Origin of the sequence: Streptomyces sp. RKND-216, assembly GCF_004795255.1 — a bacterium.
Taxonomy (GTDB): Bacteria; Actinomycetota; Actinomycetes; order Streptomycetales; family Streptomycetaceae; genus Streptomyces; species Streptomyces hazeniae.
Window position 1 is genome coordinate 3,200,374 of sequence record NZ_SSBQ01000002.1, and the last position, 18,770, is coordinate 3,219,143.

Consider the following 18,770-nt stretch of genomic DNA (forward strand, 5'->3'; position numbering starts at 1 on the left):
CGCCCGGGAGCCGTGGATCGGCCCCCGACTGGTCACGCTACCCGTACAACGGGCCGGGCACGCGTTCTGTGCCCGGCCCGCGGCCGGGGGTCAGGAGCCCGACTTCGGCGTGGACCCGCCGGTGGAGCCCTTGCCGCCGGCCTTGGCGTTGCCGTTCGCGCTCTTCGCGGCGGTGTTCTTCGCGGCGGTGTTCTTCGGGGCCGCCGCCTTGGCGCTGGTGGAGCGGGCCGTGGTGCCGGCGGCCGCGCCCTGGTTGCCGGAGCCGTTCGCGCTCCTGGCGGCGCCGGAGCCGTTGGCGCTCTTCGCGCCGTTGCTGCTCCCGGTCCCGGCCCCTGCCCTGGTGGCGGTCCCGGTGCCGGTCCTGGTGCCCGTCCGGGCGGAGGAGGAGCCGTTGCGCGGCTGCTTCGGCGGCTGCGCCACGCGGACCGACTCCCGCTCCACGGTGATCTCGGGCCTGTCGCCCTCGCCGCGCCAGGTCTGCACCGCGCCGCGGCCCCGCTCGGCCAGGTCGCCGTAGGCCTCGCGCGCCTTCACCGCGTACTCGGCGGCGTACCCCAGGCCCTGCATCGCCAGCGACTGCGCCTGCTCGCGCAGCTTCTTGATGTCGGTGTCGATGCTGCCCAGCGCCTCGTTCATCCGGACCTGCGTCTCCTTCGCGCGGTCGGTGACCTTGGCCTGGACCTCCTTCGGGTCCGTCGCCCGTACGGCGGCGATCGCCCCCGGCGCCTCCTCGCGGATCTTGTCGAGGACGCCCGCCGCGAAGTACAGCGGGGTCGGGTCGGTGAGCGTCTTGCGGATGTCGTCGTTCAGCGGCATGAGGAATCCCTTCCGGGACGTATCGGCGGTCATGGCTCGGGTTTCCGTCAGGCTTCCGTCTTCCGCGGCGGCTGCGCCGGCCGGCTCGAAGACGCCTGCCCGGGGTCGTCGAGGTGCCCGTTCTCCTTGCGGAACGAGGCGTAGATCTGGAGCAGCGCCCGCTTCTGCTGCTCGTTGATCGACGGGTCCGCGAGTATCGCGGCGCCGACCGAGACCTCGTCACGGGCCTCGTCCGCGTCGCGTTCCTCGAGAATCCCGGCCTGCACGTACAGCGTCTCGGCGGAGATGCGGAGCGCCTTGGCGATCTGCTGGAGGATCTCCGCGCTCGGCTTGCGCAGGCCGCGCTCGATCTGGCTCAGGTACGGGTTCGACACCCCTGCGGCCTCGGCGAGCTGCCGCAGCGAGAGCTGCGCGCTGCGGCGCTGCTCCCGCAGGAACTCGCCGAGATTGCCGACATGCAGGGAAGCCATGACCCCAGCGTGCACCGCCTTGCTAACTTTTGCAAGCAAGCCGCTTGCAGGTGTGTCGCCACCGGCGGATAACCGATGGCGCGGCTGCCCCGGGGGTGGTTGACTCCGCCGCCATGACCGGACTCAACGACCCTGCGTTTTTCGACCGCTACGCCCACGAGTACGACGTGGCCGACGCCTACGAGCCGACGCCGACCGTCGACTTCCTGGCAGAGCTGGTCCCCGAGGGCGGGCGTGTCCTCGAGCTGGCGATCGGCACCGGCCGGGTCGCCGTCCCGCTGGCCGCACGCGGAATCTCCGTCGAAGGCATCGACGGCTCGACCGGCATGGTCGAGCAGATGCGCGCGAAGCCCGGCGGCGCGGACATCCCCGTGACCATCGGCGACATGGCGGACGTGGCGGCGACCGGCCCCTTCCAGCTCTCCTACCTGGTCTTCAACACCCTGTTCAACCTGCCCAGCCAGGCCCGGCAGGTCGACTGCTTCCGCAACGTCGCCGACGTCCTCGCGCCGGGCGGACTCTTCGTCGTCGAGTGCTTCATCCAGGACCTGACCGAGTTCGACCGCCATCAGCGGGTCGCCACCCGGGCGCTCTGGGAGGACGCGGTGACGATGGAGTTCCTGCTCCACGACCCCGTCGAGCAGGCCGTCACCTTCCAGCGCGTGACCTTCGACGCCCAGGGCACCACGCTGCGTCCGCTGCGCCTGCGCTACTGCTGGCCGAGCGAGCTGGACCTGATGGCGCAGCTCGCCGGCATGCGTCTGCGCGAGCGCTGGACTGACTGGGGCCGCACCCCCTTCACCGCCGCCAGCCGCCGCCACGTCTCCGTCTACGAGAAGCACTGACGCCACCGGAGGAGCCGGAAAACGCGACACCGCGCGGCAAGGGAAGCCTTCGGTTACAGTTGTTGCAGATATGGGATCGGTGGAGGAGGCGTTCATGCCCCGGACGAGTACCCTGACCCAGGCTGCACGCATCGAACCCGACCCGTCCTTGCGCGAGGTGCTGGAACAGGTGGCCGAGAGGCGGGCCCGGGAACCCGACGCGGTGGTCCGCTACGCCGATGGCACAGAGCTGCGCGTGCCGTCACCGCTGCTGGAGGTGCTGAGGGCGGCAGCGGGGGAACTCTCCCAGGGGCATGCGGTGACCATACTGGCCACCGAGACCGAGCTCACACCGGCCGAGGCGGCCGCCCTCCTCGGCTTGTCCCGGCCGTTCGTCGCCCGCCTCCTCGACGAGGGCGCCATCCCGAGCACGCACCTGCCCGGCAGCCGCCACCGTGTCGTGCGACTCGACGACGTGCTCGCCTTCGCAGAGCGGCGCCGACGCCGCCAAGAGGGACGTCGGCGCATCTCCGACGTGGTCGAGGACACGGACCTCCCGTACTGAGGCTGGAGGGGGAGCAGGCATGGGGCGGGTCTTCGTCGACACCAACGTTCTGTTTCCGTTCTCGCTCATGGACCTGATGCTCGCGCTGACGGAGGACGCGGTGCATCAGGTCGTGTGCGAGTAGTCGACCCCGACACCTACCTCGGCTGTTCGACATGGCGCCCGCAGAGGTCGTGGGCACGGTGAGGCGCCTGGCGGCCGAGAAACGACGCCCGCCGATGACCGCGATCGAACTGGGGGAGCGCTTCGCCAAGGCGGGGGTGCTGCGCTTCGCCGCACGGCTCGAAGAAGGGCTGACCGTCCACTGAGCGACGGGCGCCCACCCGATGCTGTCGCGCGGAACTCTTCGCCGGCGGGTGGGCGCGGGAAGGTGCCGGGCGGCGGCGACCAGCTTGGGGTCGGCGCCGTACTGGTTCGGCGCCGGGTTGCCGGCGGTGCACAGGAAGACCAGCAGGACGATCGGGCCGACCAGCGGGACGAAGCTGATGAAGTACCACCAGCCGGTCCGGCCGGTGTCGTGCAGACGGCGCACCGTCACCGCGAGGGTGTGGACCAGCACGGCCACGACGTAGACCGGGTGGAGGTACACGCCGTTCTCGCCGAGGGCGGCGAAGCCGATCGCCAGCAGAGCGACCAGGACGATCACGTTGAACAGCGTGAACATCCCGTACTCCTTGCGGCGCGCGCGGCCGCTGAACGTGGCGTAGTTCTTCAGCACGTCGAGGTACCAGTGCATGTCGTCCCCCAGGGAGCGGGACGGGCCCGTTCCGTTTCGGACAGGGCGCAGAAGGATGAAAGCCGTGGCTGTGGATGCCGCACGGAGTCGCCACCGGACGGTGCGTGTGGCTCGGAGTGCGGGCATGCGCGGAGTCGTGTCGTCCGGTCCTCTGGGTTCCAGAGGCCGATGCTGAGTTCGCGCCGCCCGTCGGCCGCCGGGAAACGTCCCGCGTACGCGTCGAGGAGGTACCCGAGCAGGGGATGCGGTGGTGCGGAGGGCGCGCTCATCCGGCGAACCTAGCCACCGGCCCGCGTAGAGTCGCCCGGGTTTCGGTCCGGCGACGGTGGGAGGGCACGGGTGGTCATCGCGGAGGAGCGGGAGTTCGACGCGGAGGAGATGTACGCGCTGTACGACTCCGTCGGCTGGGAGGGGTACACGGCGGACGCCGGGAAGCTGTGCCGCGGGCTGCACAACTCCCACCTCGTGCTCACCGCCCGGGACGAGGCGGGTGTCCTGCTGGGGCTGGCGCGGACGGCGCCCGACGACGAGCACGTCGTCTACGTGCAGGACGTGCTGGTGCGGCCGCAGGCGCAACGGCGGGGCGTCGGCCGGGCGTTGCTCGACCGGCTGCGGGAGCGCTACGCGCACTGCCGCTTCTTCCTCCTCTCGACCGACCATCCGTCGACGTCCGAGGGCGCGCGGAACCACGCGTTCTACCGCAGCATGGGCTTCCTGAGCCTCGCCGAGAAGCAGATGAGCGGCTTCGGCCTGCCGAGGAACCACGGCGAGCAGCGCGCGACGGACGGGAACGCGCCGTAGGTTGGCGGCATGGTGACGACGGCGGGTGAGGCGTTTCTGCGCGGATTCCACGCGGAGCGGCCTGCGGTGACGGGCGAGGCGTTCGGGCACGGACGGGCGGCCGACGGGCGGACCGGCTACGAGGCGCTGCGCGACCGGGTCGCGGGCTGCCGCCGGGTGCTGGATCTCGGCTGCGGTGACGGGGTGCTGCTGCGTCTCCTGGCCGCCGGCGGCGACGGCCGGCGTGCGGAGACCGTCGCGGGCGTGGACCTGTCGCCGGAGGCCCTGGCGCTGGCCCGGCTGCGGCCGGAGCTGGCACGGGCCGTGCTGGTGGAGGGCCGTGCACAGCAACTCCCCTTCGCGGCGGGGGCGTTCGACGCGTGCGTGTCCCACATGGCGCTGATGCTGATGGACGACGTCGAGCGGGTGGCCGCGGAAGCGGCCAGGGTGCTCGCACCGGGCGGGCTGTTCGCCTGCGTACTGGGCGGCGGCGCCGCGGGCGGGGAGGCGTACGAGGCGTTCCTCCGGCTGCTGCGTCCGCTGCTGGCCGCCGTACCCGAGGAGCGGCGCATGCCGCCGCTGGGCGACCGGCGGGTCCGCAGCCGCGACGGGCTGGACGCGGTGCTCGGCCCGGCCGGGTTCGGCCCGGTCGAGTGGGAGACGCTGCGGATCGACCTCGATGGCTCGCCGGAAGAGGTGTGGCGGTCCGTGTCGGGGATCTACGACGTGCGGACGCTGGACGGGCCCGCGCTCGCCGGGCTGCGCGCCGCCTTCCTCGCGGAGGCGGCGGCTCTGGCACTGCCCGGCGGCGGGCCGGTGCCCTGCGCGTTCGACGTCCACCTCGCCACGGCCCACCTCGCCACCGCCCGCCTCGCCACGGCGGCCGGCCGGGGGTGAGGCCCGCGGAGGCCGACGCGGCACCCCGGTGCCCGTCCGCCCCGCAGGGCCGGCGCGGACGGGCCGCCCGGCTCAGGCGCCGAAGCGCTTCAGCAACTCGTCCTTCTCGAACATGCGGGCCGTCTCCACGGCCGACGGTGTCCCCGCGTGCGGGTCGGCACCGCCGTCGAGCAGCGCCTCGACCACCTCGTCCTCGCCCTTGAAGACCGCGCCGGCGAGCGGCGTCTGGCCCTTGTCGTTGACCCGGTCCGGGTCCGCGCCGCGCTCCAGCAGGGCCCGGACGGTCGCGGCGTGCCCGTGGTAGGCGGCGAGCATGACGAGCGAGTCGCCCTTGTCGTTGGTGAGGTTCGGCGGGACGCCCATGCCCACGTATGCGCTGACGGTGTCGGTGTCCCCGTGCCGGGCCAGGTCGAAGATCTTCTGGGCGAGTTCGAGGACCTCCGGGTCGTGCGCGGGCTCGTCGCTCTCGGGCATCGGGGCGTTGGTCATCGCGTGCGTCCTCTCCTGGTGCGTGCGGGGCCGCGCAGGCGCCGGTCGGCGCGCCGTGGCGTGCCGTCTGCCGCCCACTTTACGTACGCTTGCCCGCATGGCCCCGGCTACCAGGCGCATCGTGCTCGGCGTGGCCGTCGCCGCGGTCGTGGTGCTGCTGCTGGTGTGGGACGTCGGCCGCGACGGCGTCGGCGCGGAGTCGTGGCCGCGCGCCGTGCTCGGTTGGGCGCTGATCGCCGTGGGCTGCGGCGCGCTGTGGTGGCGTCGCCGCCGGCCGGTGGCGGTCGCCCTCGTGACGCTGGTGTGCAGCGCGCTCTACTTTCCCTTCGCCGACCGCGACGTTCCGCTCCTGGTCGCGGCCTTCGCGGTGGCCCTCTTCACGGTCGCCGCCCAGGGGCACCTGGTCTCCGCCGTCACCCTCGCGGTCGTGACGACGCTGGCGATCGTGCTCTCCGAAGTGCTCGCGGAGCCCGGACAGCGGCACGTCGACGACACGTCGATCTTCCTGCTGGCGGGCTGGTTCGTCGGCCTGGTCGCCGCTGGCACCGCGTACAGCACGCGGCTGGCCTACCTGCGCGAGGCGGAGCAGCGCGCGCTGGCTGCCGAACGGGAGAAGGACGTCCGCGCGCGCCAGTCGGCGGCCGAGGAACGGCTGCGGATCGCCCGCGAGCTGCACGACGTCCTCGGCCACAACATCTCGCTGATCAACGTGCAGTCCGCGGCCGCCCTGCACCGGTACGCCAAGCACGGGGGCGCGGCGGCGCAGGACATGGTCCCCGCCCTGGAGACCGTGCGGGACACCAGCCGGGAGGCGCTGCGCGAACTGCGTGCCACCCTCGGTGTGCTGCGGCAGGTCGACGACGCGGCCGCGCCGACGTCGCCCGCGGGCGACGGTCTCGCCCGGATCGCCGAGCTGGCCGAGCGCACCGGCGGGGCGGGACTCCGGGTCCGCGCCGAACTCCCGGGGGAGGGCGCCGCGGAGGGCCTTCCGCCGCAGGTCGGCCTCGCCGCGTACCGCATCGTGCAGGAGTCGCTGACCAACGTCGTCCGGCACGCGCGAGCGGCGACGGCCGAGGTGCGCGTGCGGCGCGAGGGCGACGCCCTGCTGGTCACCGTGCAGGACGACGGCAGCGGTGCGCCGCCGGAGGAGAAGGCCGGCGCGGAGGGCAGCGGGCTGGGCGGCATGGCCGAACGGGCCCGGGCGCTGGGCGGCGAGCTCACCACGGGTAACGTCACCGACGACGCCGGCGCGGTCCGGGGCTTCCGGGTGGCGGCGCGGCTGCCGGTGCGCGAGACCCCCGCACGCGGCCCCGCCGGGCGCGGGGACCGGGAGGGCCGGGGCGGCCGGCCGGGGCGGGAGGAGAGCACGTGAACGCGGACGGAGCGGCGGCGGACGCCGTCGGTGTCCTGCTGGCCGACGACCAGACGCTCGTCCGGGCCGGTTTCCGGTCCATCCTGGACGACGAGGACGACATCCGGGTCGTCGGCGAGGCCGGCGACGGTGCGGCGGCCGTGCGCGCGACACGCGAACTGCGCCCCGACGTGGTGCTGATGGACATCCGGATGCCCGGAACGGACGGCCTGGAGGCCACCCGGGAGATCGTCGGCGACCCGCGCCTGGACGGCGTACGCGTCGTCATCCTCACCACCTTCGACGCGGACGACTACGTCTACGGGGCGCTGCGGTCCGGTGCTTCGGGATTCCTGCTGAAGGACACCGAGCCGACGGAACTGCTGCACGCGGTGCGGGTGGTCGCGCGGGGCGACGCGCTGATCGCCCCCGCCGTCACCCGCCGGCTGATCGCCGAGTTCGCCGGCCGCGTCGCACGGCCCGAACCGGGCCCCCGCCTGAACGTGCTCACCGGGCGCGAGCGCGAGGTCATGGCCCTGGTCGCGGCCGGGCTGACCAACGACGAGATCGCCGCCCGCCTCGTGCTGAGCCCGGCGACGGCCAAGACGCACGTCAGCCGCGTGATGACCAAGCTGGACGTACGGGACCGCGCGCAGCTGGTGATCCTCGCCTACGAGTCGGGGCTGGTCGCCCCCGGCTGGCTGGACTGACGGCTCCCCGCCTCCCCCGGCTGCGCCGATCCCGGTGCCGCAGCCGGGCAGGGAGCCCCCGGAACGACACTGCCCCTAGGGGTCGGGGACCGGCCCGGCCCCGGGTCGGGTCGGGGGCCGGCGCAACCCCGGGGGTACGCGGGAGGCGGACGCCGCAACCGGCGCGGTAGCGCAGGTCGCATCCCCGGCCCGACGCGGCCGGGGGCGCCGGACCGGCACCGTGTGGGGCGTGGATGCACAGACCCTCGACCTGGCGCGGCTGCAGTTCGCCCTGACCGCCGCCGGGCACTTCCTGTTCGTCGCCCTGACTCTCGGCCTGGCGACCGTCGTCGCCTGCGTGCAGACCGTCGCCGTGGCGTCCGGGAAGCCCGTGCACCACCGCATGGTGCGCTTCTGGGGGCAGCTCTACGTCATCAACTACGCGGTGGGGATCGTCACCGGCATCGTCATGGAGTTCCAGTTCGGCATGAACTGGAGCGGCCTCGGCCACTACGCGGGCGACGTGTTCGGCGCCTCGCTCGCGCTGGAGACGGTCCTCGCGTTCTTCGTCGAGTCGACGTTCCTCGGGCTGTGGATCTTCGGCTGGGGCCGGTTCAACCGGTGGGTGCACCTCGGCACCCTCTGGGTCGTCACGCTGACCGCCTACCTGTCCGCGTACTGGATCCTGGTCACCAACGGCTTCCTCAACAACCCCGTCGGCCACCGGGAGACCCCCGACGGGCTGGTGCTGCACGACACCGCGGCCGTGCTCACCAACCCGTCCACGCTCTTCGCCTTCGGGCACATCGCCGCCGGCGCCCTGGTCACGGCCGCGTTCTTCATGGCCGGGGTGAGCGCCTACCACCTCTTCCGGCGGTCCCCGGAACACGAGGTGTTCCGCCGGTCGCTGCGCATCGGCGTGTTCCTGGGGGCGCCCGCGGTCTTCCTCACCGCTGTCACGGGTGGCGTGCAGTTCCCCTTCCTCACCGGAAACCAGCCGATGAAGATGGCCGTCTTCCGGCGCGACGAGGCCGAGATCGCCCGGCTGCAGGCGGAACTGACCGCGCGCATCGGGCCCGGCGACTACGTGCCGTCCGAGACGTGGACGCAGCTCGGGGCGACGCTGATGCTCGTCGCCTTCGCCCTGATGTTCCTGGTCGCCGGGCTCGGCGTGGTGCTGGGGGCGATCCGGTTCGTGGTGCACCGCCTGCGGGTGTGGCACGTACTGCTGATGGCGGTCGTGCCGCTGCCGTACGTCGCCATGACGGCCGGGTGGGTCTTCCGCGAGGCCGGACGCCAACCCTGGGTGATCCACGGCCTGCTGCGCACCGAGGACGCCGCCTCGCAGCTCTCCGCCGGGCAGATGCGGCTCTCCCTCGCGGTGTTCGGCGTCCTCTTCGCCCTGCTGATCGCCGGCAACGGGTATTTCCTGCTGCGCGCCGCCGGACGCGGTCCCGCCGCCGTGACCCTCGGCACGGACGACGCGGGCCCCGGGGCGCCGGGCGGCGACGACCCGGACGGGCCCCGCGCGTGGCACCCGGCGCCCGCCCCCACGTACTGACCCCACGCCGAACCCGAGACGCACGCCGAACCCGAGAAGGAGGCGCAACGCCGCCATGGACGTCCTCGCCGTCGCCCTGCTGGGCCTCTTCACCGCTGGGTGGTCCGTGCTGTCCGGAGCCGACCTCGGCGTGGGCATGCTGCTGCCCCACCTCGGCCGCGACGACGACGAACGCCGCCTCGTGCTGCGCACGGTCCTCCCGTACTTCTTCGCCGACGAGGTGTGGCTGGTCGCCGCCGCCGGCGTGTTCATCGGCTGCTTCCCCGACCTGGAAGGCGCCCTGTTCCAGGGGCAGTTCGCCGTGTTGCTGGGCCTGCTCGCGGGCTGGGTGGTGCGGGATGCCGGCCTGTGGTGGCGGGGCTGCGGCACCTCGCGCGCCTGGCGACGGTTCGCCGACGGGCTGGTGGTGGCCGGGAGCTGGGCCGTCGCCCTGTCCTGGGGCCGGCTGCTCGCCGGGCTCCTCCAGGGCGATCCGACCCGGCCCGCCGGAGGGTCGTTCGCCGTCGGCATGGCGCTCACCACCGCGGTCCTCTTCGCCGCCCACGGCCTGGCCTACGCGGGGCGGCGCCTCACCGGGCCGCCGCTGGCACGCGTCCGCGCCCTCACCGGGCGGACGGCGCCGGCGTACGCGCTCACCGCCGTCGCCGCCGCGGCCCTGCCGCTGCTGGGCGGCGTACGGCTGCCGCTGCGGGAGTCCGCCGCCGACGGGCCGGTGCTGGGCCTGCTCGTCCCCGCGCTGCTGGCCGCCCTGCCGCTGCTGCTCGGCGCCCAGGTCTGGCTGCGTTGGGCGCTGCGCGGGCGGGTGCACACCGCCGCCCCCGCCCCAGCGGCCGGCCTCCCGGCCGCAGGCGCGCCCCCTGCGGAACGGGGAGGGCCGCCGTGACCGCCGTGACCGCAGTGACCGCCGTGAAGCGGGCGACACCTCCCGACGCCCCGGGCGTGCCCCCATACCGCGCCCGGCGCGGCCCCCGGCCGCACGGCACCGGCACCTCACGCACAGAACGGAGCTCACGATGACCACCTCTCCGCCCGGCACGCGCCCCACGGCGCCCGCCGCCGGACACGACCCCGAGCGACGGCCCGGCGTCCTCGAACGCGTCGCCGCCTTCTCGCACCGCCGCCGGTGGACCGCGCTCGCGCTGTGGGCCGCCGTGCTCATCGGGGTCCAGGCCGCGGCCGGAGTCGTCTCCAGCGACTACCGGAACGACTTCTCCCTCCCCGGCACCGAGTCCCAGCAGGCGCTGGAGACACTGCAGGGCCACGGCGCCGCGCAGGCAGGCGACACCGTCCAGATCGTGCTGCACGACGAGGACGGCCTCGCCGCCCCGGGCACCGAACGCCGCGTCGAGGCGGTGCTCGACGACGTCCGCGCGCTCGACGGCGTGGCCCAGGTACGCAGCCCGTACCAGGACCGCGGGGCGGTCTCCGACGACGGCACCCTGGCCTACGCGACGGTCACGCTCGACGGCAGGGCCGAGGAGATGCCCGTCCCCGACACGCGCCGCCTCATCGACACCGCGCAGGACGCGCAGGGCGACGGCCTGAGCGTCGCCCTCGGCGGCGAGGCGGTGCGCGCCGCCGGCGAGGAGGGCGGCGGCGGAGCCGAGGGCGCGGGCATCCTCGGCGCTCTGGTCATCCTGGTGTTTCTGTTCGGGTCGGTCGTCGCGGCCGGACTGCCGGTGGTCACCGCGCTGTTCGCGGTGGGCAGCAGCATGGGTCTCATCGTGCTCGCCTCGCACGTCGTGACGCTCGCCGACTTCACGCCGCCGCTGATGATGCTGGTCGGCCTCGGCGTCGGGATCGACTACGCGCTGCTGGTCTTCTCCCGCTACCGCACCGAACTGCTCGCCCACGGCGGGCGCGGGACGGAGGGCGCCGGGGGCCCGGCCGACGGTGTCGCCGGCCCGGCCGACCCGGCTGCCGTACGGGAACGCGCCACGCGGGTCGCGCTCGACGCGGCCGGCCGTACGGTCTTCTTCGCCGCCTGCACCGTCGTCATCGCCCTCCTCGGGCTCGTCGCCCTCGGCCTCGGCTCCCTGCAGGGCGTCGCTCTCGCGATGGCGCTGACCGTGCTGGTCACCATGGTGGCGTCGCTGACCCTGCTGCCCGCGCTGCTCGGCGTGTTCGGGCGCCGCATCCAGCGGAGCGTGGAGCGGCGCGACGCCCGCCGGGCCGCGCGAGGGCGCGGCGACGACGGCGCCGCGTGGCGGCGCTGGGCCAGCGCCGTGCAGCGGCGGCCGTGGGCCGCGCTGCTGGTCGCCGTGCTCGCGCTGGGCGCCCTGGCCGCACCCGCCGCGGGGCTGCGCCTCGGCTTCGCCGACGCCGGCAACGACCCCGCGGCGAGCACGAGCCGGCAGGCGTACGACCTCCTCGCCGAGGGCTTCGGCCCGGGGTTCAACGGGCCGCTCGTGATCGTCGCCGACGGCGGCGGCGAAGCCGTCGGCGACGCGGCCGGGGCCCTGCGGGCCACCCTGCTCGACACCCCCGGCGTCGCCGCGGCCTCCCCGCCGCTGCCCACCGGGGACTCCTCGACGGCGACCGTGATCGCCTACCCGGAGACCGCGCCCCAGGACGAGGCCACCTCCGACCTGGTCGCCGCCCTGCGCGGCGAGGTGCTGCCACCGCTGGAGGCCGACACCGGGGCGGAGTTCCTGGTCGGCGGATCGACGGCCGCCGCGCAGGACTTCGCGTCGACGGTCGCGGACCGGATGCCGCTGGTCGTCGCCCTGGTGATCGGACTCTCCGCGCTGCTGCTGACCGCCGTGTTCCGTTCGCTGCTCATCCCGCTCAAGGCCGCGGTGCTGAACCTACTGAGCATCGGTGCCTCCCTCGGCGTCGTCACGCTCGTCTTCCAGCAGGGCTGGCTGGGTGCCCAGCCCGGCCCGGTGGAGGCGTTCATCCCGGTGATGATCTTCGCGATCGTCTTCGGGCTTTCCATGGACTACGAGGTGTTCCTGCTCTCCCGCATCCACGAGGAGTGGGAGCGTACGCACGATCCGGCGGTCGCCGTCCGCGAAGGGCTCGCCCACACCGGACGGGTCATCACCGCGGCGGCGGCCATCATGATCGTCGTGTTCGCGGCGTTCATCCTCAGCCCCGACCGGATGCTCCAGCAGTTCGGCCTCGGCCTGGCCGTGGCGATCCTGCTGGACGCGGTGGTCATCCGGTGCCTCATCGTCCCGGCCGTGATGCAGCTCCTCGGCGCCCGCGCCTGGTGGCTGCCCCGCCCGCTGGCGCGGCTCCTGCCGAGGGTGGAGCTGGAGCGGCACTGACCGCCGTTCTCCCGACCGGCCCGACCGGCCCGACCGGCTGGGCCGGCTGGGCCGGTCAGACGCGCGCGGCGGGGTCGACTGCGCGCAGCACGGGCGCCAGCGAGTCGACGACGTGCTCCGCCCCCGACGCACGCAGCCGCGCCGCCTTGCCCTCGGTGCTCGCATACCCGAGGAAGGGGACCCCGAGGGCCCGCGCCGCCTCGAAGTCCCGTGCCGCGTCGCCGATCATCAGGGCGTCGGCGGGCGCGGTCGCCGTCGACGCCAGCGCCCGTTCGAGGCAGTACGGGTCCGGCTTCAGCCGCAGCTCGTCGGGCGTGCGGCCGTGGATGTGCCCGGCGAACACCTCGTCCGTGGCCCGGGTCCGCAGGTAGCGCTCGACGGCGGAGGGGGAGTTGTTCGAGGCGACGGCCAGCCGCCGGCCGGTCGCGCGCAGCGTGTGCACGAGCCGGTCGGCGTACGGGGTGGGGTAGGCGAGCGGCGCCGCCTCGCACTCCTCCTCCGTCAGCGCCTTCTCCAGCAGCGTCGTGAGCTCCCGGCTGCGGCCCGTGTCGACGGCGCTCGCGAGGATCACGTACGGGTCGCGCGTGTCCGGCAGCGGGCGCTTGCTCTGACCGCCCTCGTCGAAGCCGTCGGCGAGCGTCCGCAGCCGTTCGGCCACCTGGGGAGCAGGGCGTCCGTGGAAGAGGGCGCAGAGCGGGCCGTCGAAGTCGAACAGGACGGTGCTGGCGGCGTCTACGAGTGGGCGCATCGCGATCCGTTTCGCCGGGCGGGCTGGACAGTTCAACTATCGCCGCCCCATCGGCCTCCGTACAGCGCCGAGCACGCGGGCGAGGGTGCCCGAGACCGAGTGATGGCGGGCGTGCCAGGCACGCAGCGCCTCCTCGACCGCCTTCCGGGTCGGCACGTGGACCAGGTCGAGCGGCGCCTGCGCCCGGCGCAGCGCCCTGCGGACCGCAGCGGCCGCGGCGACGAACTCGGCCGCCGTGGGAGATCCGGGGAGTGAGAGGGCCGCTCGCATCGTGTCCGCGTGCACGGACTGGGCGTACTCGAAGTCGAGGTAGCGGGCGAGGTCGCCGTCGCGCCTGCCGCCGCCCATACCGGCGACGCGGGCGTGCAGGTCGCGGGAGAGCATCTCCTGCCGCCACAGCTCGACCATCCTGAGACGCTCCTGCTTGCCGTAGCGCATGCGGGCCAGGTGCGTGGCCAGGTCGTGCAGCGGATCGCCGTAGAGCGCCAGTTCCCAGTCGACCAGGCAGAGGTCTCCGCCGGGCCGGACGACGAGGTTCGAGCGATGGATGTCGGTGTGCAGCAGACCGAACGGGCGCGGGGTCAGCGACTTGGCGGTGATCTCGAACCGCGCGACGGCGTCCCGCGGCACCTCCAGGTCGTCGAAGAGCTGCCCGAAGCGCCTCCGGTTCGGCAGGTGCACGCGGTGCTCGGCGTGCCGCGCCAGCCGGGCGAGGAAGCCCGCGGAGTCGCCCTCGTCGGGCCACGCCTCGTGCGCGTCGCCGGCGGGCCGCGGCGGCAGCCGGTGGCCGTCCACGGTGGCCAGCCGCCCGAAGATGCCGGCGATGCGCCGCATGGTGCCGTTCTGCACCGGGCGACCCGGTGGTTCGGTCTCGGCGAGCGAGGTCCCGTCGACGTAGGTGTAGACCGAGCCACGGCGGAGGGCGTGCAGGGGGCGGGGCAGCTCCGGGAACTGCGGTCGCACCGCCTCCACGACGGCCGCCTCGTCCTCCCACGCGCGCAGGACCACCCCCAGTGTCCGGCGCCGGGCGCGGATGGTCACCACCTCGCCCACTTCGGCGCTGACCAGGGTGGCGAGCGGCTGGCGCAGGGGGACGACGACGTTGTGGTGGTGATGGCCCGCCAGGACCCGGCCGTCAGGGGCGCGCTGGTGGCGGTTCACGTGCCAGTGCAGGTGCAGTTGGTGCAGCGTCGGTGGCAGGGGCATCGGGACTCGATCGCGGGACGAGGGGCGGGCGGCACAGAGCGTACTGACAGGGCTGCCACCCGGCTCAGCCGGACTCGATGGGGCGGGCGATCGAATTCCAGAGCGAGTCGAACCATCTCTGGGAGGAGACGACGAAGGCGGCGTCCTGCGCGTCCCGGCTGTCCGGCCCGGACGAGGAGCGGAAGAGGAGGGAGTCGATGCCGAGCACGTCGTAGATCCTCGCCTCGCCGCCCTCGAGGATGACCGTCTCGGGGACGACTTCGTAGTACCCGATCAGGGACTCGGTGCCGTTGAGGAGGTACAGCTTGTGCATGGGGGTGAGCGGGACGCTGCGGAACTCCAGCGCGACCTCGGGGACGTGACCTCTCAGGTGCAGCGAGTTCAGGCCCATGGCCAAGGTGTCGTGGCAGGTGTTCATGATGCCGCGCAGGCGTTCCAGCGGCCTGGTGTCGCCCGGGTCGTCGATCAGGCTGGGCAGGGCGAGGCGGGTGTCGATGGCGGGCACCATGACCCGCAGGGCGATCGACCGGGGGGTGAGCGCGCCGGCTCTCACGCCCAGGTAGGCGACGGCGAGAGCTTCGTGCAGGGTCTCCGCGGTGAGGGAGAAGCTGTCGATCGTGACGTGTTCGGCTTCGAAGGCCGCGCGGATGCGATCCGGGAGGAGGACGCCGGCGGTCTGCGGAGCAGGCGCGGACGGCGGGGGCTCGTTCACCGTGGCCGGGGCGCCGCGGCCGAGGGTGACCAGGCCCTCGTCCTCGAGCGTGGTCAGCGCCTGCCGGATCACGTTGCCGCTCACGCCGAACTCGGCCGCGAGGTCGGCCCGCTTGGGCAGCGAGTCGCCGGGGGCCACCACACCGCTGGTGATGCGCTCGCGCAGCATGGCGGCGACGGTCAGGGACGTGCTCTGGGAGCTCACTGATCGACCGTACAACGCGGGCGGTGAGTTGGGGAGTTGTTGGACGTTGTTCGAGGCGAACTGTTTTCGACCTCGTGCCAACTGGGAAGAAGTTGGGCAGAGTTGGTCGATGTTCATCAGTAACTCGCGGGAGGACGACGAAGTTCTCCGCCGATGGCCCTCGGGCTCAAGGGTTCCACCCCGTCAAGGTCCGCGTCCGGGCCGCGCAGTGGTCCGGATTCTCCCGGAGGGAGAACGCCATGCCCGTCCTCGCGATGCTCTTCGCCGTCTTCGTCGTCGCCTTCGAGGAACTCGTGGAGTGGCGCTTCGGCGTCGCCGGAGTCTTCGCGCTCGTGCTGCTGAGCATCGGCTGGCACGCGAAGAACGTCACGTGCAGCTGTGTGGGCGCCGTGGTGCTCACTCTGCTGCTCGTGCACTGAGTGTCACCGTATGGTCGCTCCCCGGAACAGGTCGACTTGACGTACCCCGGCGAGGGGCGTGGACTGTAAGCGGTTTACGTGCTTGGGACCTCAGGCACCCGCGGGAGCGACCTTCGGGTCGCACTCGGACCGGTGTGCCGCCCGGCGCGCTCCCGCCGCTCTCCGAACGTCACCGTCCCGGCTGAGCACCGCAGAAGCGCCCGATGCCGCCGCAGGCGGCGAACCACGGAAGGAGCCGGACATGCTGATGGCTCACCCCGCGGTCCTGGAGAAGCTGGTCGAGCAGTACGAGACGCTGCGCGCGCTGCACGCCGAGGAGGGCAGCGACAAGGCACGGCAGCGCCTGGACGACGTGTCGTACACGCTGTGCATCGCGACCGGCACGCAGGACATCGACGCCGCGTTGATCGCGGCGCGGCACCACCTGCCCGGCGCGCGCCCGGAGGACGACTCGGTGCTGGAGCACTGATCGCGGGGAAGTCTGGAAACGGGCCGGCCGCATCGCCGTGCGCCGTCAGAAGACGTCCGGGCACCAGGGGCGGCGCGTGGTGCGGAAGAGCGCGTCGGCCTTCGCCGCCGCACCGGGCGTGTGTTCGACCACGCGCCCCAGGGCGGCCAGGCGGGTCGCCGTCTCGTCGCCCAGGTAGAGGGTGCCGAGTGCGGCGATGTCCATCGACAGGTCCGCGCCCTCCCCGGCGCGCGTGCACGCGGCGCCTTCCGGGCCGGTCTCCAGGCGGAACCTCCCGTCGGCGAGGCCGGTCTCGTCGTGCAGGTCGAGGACGAGGGTCCCGGGCACGGCGTACGTGCGGGCCGCCAGCATGCGCGGGACGTCCAGCGGGCGCAGCCAGAGGAAGTCGGCGTGCGCGTCGATGCGGGCGGCCCGGGGGTCCGGCAGCAGCAGCGGCAGCACGTCGTCGGGTGCGCGGTAGCCGGAGCGGAGCGTGGTGACCCAGTCGACGGACAACAGGAAGTGCCACAGCGCGCGTTCGGCCTGCGGAGTGGCGGCCTCCAGCTTGCCGACGCTGAGGGTGCAGTGCGGCAGCTTGTTGTGCCAGTTGTCGTGCTGGGCGGTGTACGTCACGGTGCCTTGCACGACGCCGTCGGTGTCGCGGAAGACGGCGCAGAACGGGGGCTCCCACTCGTCGTCGGGCCAGCGGAGTTCGCCGGTGTTCATCCGCCACCAGCGGTCGTTCCGGTCGATGACGCCCTGGCGGTGCGGCTGCACGCGGAAACGCTCGTGGAATTCCGGGGCCACGCGGCGGAACGCGTCCGGCTCGACCAAGTCGACGCGTCCCTCGCCCTGAGGCGGCCCGGCGTAGCGGCGGTTCAGGCCGGTCCGGGGGACGTCGACCGTGAACTCGGTGGTCCAGGCGGCCGGGCCGAAACCGTGGTGCCCGTAGATCGGGTACTCGGCGGCGATCAGGGAGGCGACGGCGTCGCCGCGTTCCTTCGCCGCCGCCATGGCCTCGCCCATCATGCGGGTGAGCAGGCCGCGACGCCGGTGCGTGGGGGAGACGGTGACGTTGGTGACGGCACAGGACGGCAGCGCGGCACCGCCCGGCACGGTCAGCTGCTGCGGCATGGTGCGGAAGGTGCCCACGCAGCGGCCGCCGTCGAACGCGCCCTGGGTGCGGTCGACGGCCACCCCGCCGCCGCGCACCGCGATCTCCTCGTCCGTCAGCTCCTTGCCGTTCAGGAAGCCGACGTGGACCGCGCGGAACCAGGCGGGCAGGTCGTCGGCGGTGAGGGTCCGGATCTCGGGCGTCATGGCCACCACGCTAAGTGGGTGCTGACCAACGGCGCACGTCGTTTTCCGCCCGGCCACGGCGCGGAAGCGGCGACGGGCCGGCGGGCGGCGCGGTCTCAGAACGCGGCGCGGATCTCCCCGACGCGCACGCCACCGCCCAGCAGCGGGCTGTCCGCGAGGCGGTCGAGGACCGGACCGGTGACGCCCAGTACGGCCAGGGCGCGGGCGAGCACGGGCCCCAGGGCGCGGACCGAACCGTCGTCGACCTTGAACGCCAGCGCGCGGCCGTCGGGCAGCGCCACCGCCTGCACGGCCTCCGCGCCCATCTTGGCCACCGTGCCCGGCACGTCCCGCATCACCCACGTGTCGTGCCGGCGGGTGCCCGCGACGTACTCGGGGTGGGCGCGCATGGCCGCCGCGACCCGTCCCTCGGGGGTGCCGTCGCCGGCCAGCACGAAGGTGCGGAAGGTGCGGGCCAGCGCGGTGAGCGACACGGCCATCAGCGGCGCGCCGCACCCGTCCACGCCCGTGTGGGCGACGGGTTCGCCGCCCAGGTCGGCCACCGTGCCGGCGACCAGTCTCTGGAGCGGGTGGCCGGGTGCGAGGTAGTCGTCCGTCGACCAGCCGTTGATCTTGCAGGCGGCCAGCATGGCGGTGTGCTTGCCGGAACAGTTCATCGCGACGCGGGTACGGGTGCCGCCCGCGGCGAGGCGGGCGTCCGCCTCCTCGCGGTCCAGCGGCAGGTCCGGCGGGCACCGGAGGTCGGACTCGGCCAGGCCGTGCTCGGCGAGCATCTTCTCCACCAGCTCCAGGTGGAAGCGCTCGCCGGAGTGGCTGGCCGCGGCGAGCGCGAGGCGTTCGCCGGCCAGGTCCAGGCCGGCCCGCAGGACGGCGGCCGCCTGGACCGGCTTGGTCGAGGAGCGCGGGAAGACCGGGGTGGTGACGTCACCCAGGGCGACGTCGACGGTGCCGTCGGCGGCGAGGGTGACGAGGGAGCCGCGGTGGTGGCCCTCGACGAAGCCGGAGCGGACGATCTCGGCGAGGATCGGGTGCGCGGGCGGCTGCTGCGCTGCGGGAGCGGTCATGGGCGGGGCCTCCGGGCGGTCCGCCCGGACCCGTCCGGGGTGACGGAGGGTGGGCGGTGTGCTGCGGGTTGTACGGTGCGTTCTGCGGGGACGCTCCTTACGGTAGCGGGTGCGCCGCCCTGGTCCGTGCGCCGGGCATCCTTTCCCGCCTCCTTCCTGTGGGCTCACCCGCACCCGCACCCGCACCCGCACCCGCGCC

Annotated in this window: 20 protein-coding genes and 1 pseudogene; 12 read left to right on the forward strand and 9 right to left on the reverse strand. The window is 73.8% G+C overall.

The window, feature by feature from the left end; translation table 11 throughout:
* Positions 1-90 precede the first annotated feature (90 nt).
* Both E4198_RS14340 and E4198_RS14345 read right to left on the reverse strand, forming a co-directional pair.
* Positions 91-849, reverse strand: a complete 759-nt coding sequence (locus tag E4198_RS14340) for a hypothetical protein (protein WP_210732826.1) — start codon at positions 847-849, stop codon at positions 91-93.
* Positions 850-863: 14 nt separating this feature from the next.
* Complete coding sequence (locus tag E4198_RS14345) at positions 864-1,286, reverse strand: helix-turn-helix transcriptional regulator (RefSeq protein WP_136183485.1); 423 nt, start codon at positions 1,284-1,286, stop codon at positions 864-866.
* Positions 1,287-1,399: 113 nt separating this feature from the next.
* On the opposite strand from E4198_RS14345, the gene E4198_RS14350 reads away from it, so the two are divergent.
* The 3 genes from E4198_RS14350 to E4198_RS24905 all read left to right on the forward strand — a co-directional run bounded on the left by E4198_RS14350 (position 1,400) and on the right by E4198_RS24905 (position 2,983).
* Positions 1,400-2,131 (forward strand): class I SAM-dependent methyltransferase, encoded by a 732-nt coding sequence (locus E4198_RS14350; RefSeq protein WP_136183486.1) that lies wholly within the window; start codon positions 1,400-1,402, stop codon positions 2,129-2,131.
* Positions 2,132-2,225: 94 nt separating this feature from the next.
* Entirely contained in the window at positions 2,226-2,675 is a 450-nt protein-coding gene (locus tag E4198_RS14355; RefSeq protein ID WP_136183487.1) for a helix-turn-helix domain-containing protein, read from the forward strand.
* 155 nt (positions 2,676-2,830) lie between these two features.
* Entirely contained in the window at positions 2,831-2,983 is a 153-nt protein-coding gene (locus E4198_RS24905; protein WP_168711335.1) for a hypothetical protein, read from the forward strand.
* Positions 2,984-3,063: 80 nt separating this feature from the next.
* Here E4198_RS24905 and E4198_RS14360 read toward each other — a convergent pair.
* Positions 3,064-3,411 (reverse strand): annotated as a pseudogene (locus tag E4198_RS14360) (DUF805 domain-containing protein); the annotation flags it as partial.
* Between the two features lie 339 nt (positions 3,412-3,750).
* Here E4198_RS14360 and E4198_RS14365 point away from each other — a divergent pair.
* Both E4198_RS14365 and E4198_RS14370 read left to right on the forward strand, forming a co-directional pair.
* Positions 3,751-4,212, forward strand: a complete 462-nt coding sequence (locus tag E4198_RS14365; RefSeq protein WP_136183488.1) for a GNAT family N-acetyltransferase — start codon at positions 3,751-3,753, stop codon at positions 4,210-4,212.
* 9 nt (positions 4,213-4,221) lie between these two features.
* Positions 4,222-5,088 (forward strand): class I SAM-dependent methyltransferase, encoded by an 867-nt coding sequence (locus E4198_RS14370; RefSeq protein WP_136183489.1) that lies wholly within the window; start codon positions 4,222-4,224, stop codon positions 5,086-5,088.
* Between the two features lie 72 nt (positions 5,089-5,160).
* Here E4198_RS14370 and E4198_RS14375 read toward each other — a convergent pair whose 3' ends face one another.
* The gene (locus E4198_RS14375; protein ID WP_136183490.1) at positions 5,161-5,577 is read right to left on the reverse strand and encodes an ankyrin repeat domain-containing protein; all 417 of its coding nucleotides are present in this window, start codon (positions 5,575-5,577) and stop codon (positions 5,161-5,163) included.
* Between the two features lie 97 nt (positions 5,578-5,674).
* Between E4198_RS14375 and E4198_RS14380 the strand changes: the two genes are divergently transcribed.
* From E4198_RS14380 to E4198_RS14400, 5 genes are all read left to right on the forward strand, one after another.
* Positions 5,675-6,949 carry a sensor histidine kinase gene (locus E4198_RS14380; protein WP_136183491.1) on the forward strand — a complete coding sequence of 425 codons (1,275 nt, stop codon included), beginning with the start codon at positions 5,675-5,677 and terminating at the stop codon, positions 6,947-6,949.
* The gene (locus E4198_RS14385) at positions 6,946-7,638 is read left to right on the forward strand and encodes a response regulator transcription factor (protein ID WP_136183492.1); all 693 of its coding nucleotides are present in this window, start codon (positions 6,946-6,948) and stop codon (positions 7,636-7,638) included. The genes E4198_RS14380 and E4198_RS14385 overlap by 4 nt, the downstream gene beginning before the upstream one ends.
* Positions 7,639-7,867: 229 nt before the next feature.
* The gene (locus tag E4198_RS14390; RefSeq protein ID WP_136183493.1) at positions 7,868-9,178 is read left to right on the forward strand and encodes a cytochrome ubiquinol oxidase subunit I; all 1,311 of its coding nucleotides are present in this window, start codon (positions 7,868-7,870) and stop codon (positions 9,176-9,178) included.
* A gap of 55 nt (positions 9,179-9,233) precedes the next feature.
* Positions 9,234-10,061: a cytochrome d ubiquinol oxidase subunit II gene (locus E4198_RS14395; RefSeq protein ID WP_136183494.1), complete on the forward strand. Its 828-nt coding sequence runs from the start codon at positions 9,234-9,236 to the stop codon at positions 10,059-10,061.
* A 130-nt stretch (positions 10,062-10,191) separates the two neighbouring features.
* Positions 10,192-12,450 (forward strand): MMPL family transporter, encoded by a 2,259-nt coding sequence (locus tag E4198_RS14400; protein WP_136183495.1) that lies wholly within the window; start codon positions 10,192-10,194, stop codon positions 12,448-12,450.
* 55 nt (positions 12,451-12,505) lie between these two features.
* On the opposite strand, the gene E4198_RS14405 is transcribed toward E4198_RS14400, so the two are convergent.
* From E4198_RS14405 to E4198_RS14415, 3 genes are all read right to left on the reverse strand, one after another.
* Positions 12,506-13,198, reverse strand: coding sequence for an HAD family hydrolase (locus E4198_RS14405; protein ID WP_136183496.1), 693 nt, complete (start codon positions 13,196-13,198; stop codon positions 12,506-12,508).
* A gap of 36 nt (positions 13,199-13,234) precedes the next feature.
* Positions 13,235-14,404, reverse strand: a complete 1,170-nt coding sequence (locus E4198_RS14410; RefSeq protein ID WP_136183497.1) for an aminoglycoside phosphotransferase family protein — start codon at positions 14,402-14,404, stop codon at positions 13,235-13,237.
* Between the two features lie 64 nt (positions 14,405-14,468).
* Positions 14,469-15,320 carry a GntR family transcriptional regulator gene (locus tag E4198_RS14415; protein WP_168711436.1) on the reverse strand — a complete coding sequence of 284 codons (852 nt, stop codon included), beginning with the start codon at positions 15,318-15,320 and terminating at the stop codon, positions 14,469-14,471.
* A 239-nt stretch (positions 15,321-15,559) separates the two neighbouring features.
* Between E4198_RS14415 and E4198_RS14420 the strand changes: the two genes are divergently transcribed.
* Both E4198_RS14420 and E4198_RS14425 read left to right on the forward strand, forming a co-directional pair.
* The gene (locus E4198_RS14420) at positions 15,560-15,739 is read left to right on the forward strand and encodes a hypothetical protein (RefSeq protein ID WP_136183499.1); all 180 of its coding nucleotides are present in this window, start codon (positions 15,560-15,562) and stop codon (positions 15,737-15,739) included.
* A 241-nt stretch (positions 15,740-15,980) separates the two neighbouring features.
* Positions 15,981-16,208: a DUF5133 domain-containing protein gene (locus tag E4198_RS14425; RefSeq protein WP_136183500.1), complete on the forward strand. Its 228-nt coding sequence runs from the start codon at positions 15,981-15,983 to the stop codon at positions 16,206-16,208.
* A 45-nt stretch (positions 16,209-16,253) separates the two neighbouring features.
* Here the strand turns inward: E4198_RS14425 and E4198_RS14430 are convergent, their stop codons facing one another.
* Together E4198_RS14430 and E4198_RS14435 are read right to left on the reverse strand one after the other, a co-directional pair.
* Complete coding sequence (locus tag E4198_RS14430) at positions 16,254-17,507, reverse strand: GNAT family N-acetyltransferase (protein WP_136183501.1); 1,254 nt, start codon at positions 17,505-17,507, stop codon at positions 16,254-16,256.
* Between the two features lie 95 nt (positions 17,508-17,602).
* Positions 17,603-18,571 (reverse strand): asparaginase, encoded by a 969-nt coding sequence (locus E4198_RS14435; RefSeq protein WP_136183502.1) that lies wholly within the window; start codon positions 18,569-18,571, stop codon positions 17,603-17,605.
* Positions 18,572-18,770 lie beyond the last annotated feature (199 nt).

Excerpts from the sequence above, each read along its gene's own strand:
- E4198_RS14340 (WP_210732826.1), bottom strand. The coding sequence starts at position 849 with ATGACCGCCGATACGTCCCGGAAGGGATTCCTCATGCCGCTGAACGAC.
- E4198_RS14345 (WP_136183485.1), bottom strand. The coding sequence starts at position 1,286 with ATGGCTTCCCTGCATGTCGGCAATCTCGGCGAGTTCCTGCGGGAGCAG.
- E4198_RS14350 (WP_136183486.1), top strand. The coding sequence starts at position 1,400 with ATGACCGGACTCAACGACCCTGCGTTTTTCGACCGCTACGCCCACGAG.
- E4198_RS14355 (WP_136183487.1), top strand. The coding sequence starts at position 2,226 with ATGCCCCGGACGAGTACCCTGACCCAGGCTGCACGCATCGAACCCGAC.
- E4198_RS24905 (WP_168711335.1), top strand. The coding sequence starts at position 2,831 with ATGGCGCCCGCAGAGGTCGTGGGCACGGTGAGGCGCCTGGCGGCCGAG.
- E4198_RS14370 (WP_136183489.1), top strand. The coding sequence starts at position 4,222 with ATGGTGACGACGGCGGGTGAGGCGTTTCTGCGCGGATTCCACGCGGAG.
- E4198_RS14375 (WP_136183490.1), bottom strand. The coding sequence starts at position 5,577 with ATGACCAACGCCCCGATGCCCGAGAGCGACGAGCCCGCGCACGACCCG.
- E4198_RS14380 (WP_136183491.1), top strand. The coding sequence starts at position 5,675 with ATGGCCCCGGCTACCAGGCGCATCGTGCTCGGCGTGGCCGTCGCCGCG.
- E4198_RS14395 (WP_136183494.1), top strand. The coding sequence starts at position 9,234 with ATGGACGTCCTCGCCGTCGCCCTGCTGGGCCTCTTCACCGCTGGGTGG.
- E4198_RS14400 (WP_136183495.1), top strand. The coding sequence starts at position 10,192 with ATGACCACCTCTCCGCCCGGCACGCGCCCCACGGCGCCCGCCGCCGGA.
- E4198_RS14405 (WP_136183496.1), bottom strand. The coding sequence starts at position 13,198 with ATGCGCCCACTCGTAGACGCCGCCAGCACCGTCCTGTTCGACTTCGAC.
- E4198_RS14410 (WP_136183497.1), bottom strand. The coding sequence starts at position 14,404 with ATGCCCCTGCCACCGACGCTGCACCAACTGCACCTGCACTGGCACGTG.
- E4198_RS14420 (WP_136183499.1), top strand. The coding sequence starts at position 15,560 with ATGCCCGTCCTCGCGATGCTCTTCGCCGTCTTCGTCGTCGCCTTCGAG.
- E4198_RS14425 (WP_136183500.1), top strand. The coding sequence starts at position 15,981 with ATGCTGATGGCTCACCCCGCGGTCCTGGAGAAGCTGGTCGAGCAGTAC.
- E4198_RS14430 (WP_136183501.1), bottom strand. The coding sequence starts at position 17,507 with ATGACGCCCGAGATCCGGACCCTCACCGCCGACGACCTGCCCGCCTGG.
- E4198_RS14435 (WP_136183502.1), bottom strand. The coding sequence starts at position 18,571 with ATGACCGCTCCCGCAGCGCAGCAGCCGCCCGCGCACCCGATCCTCGCC.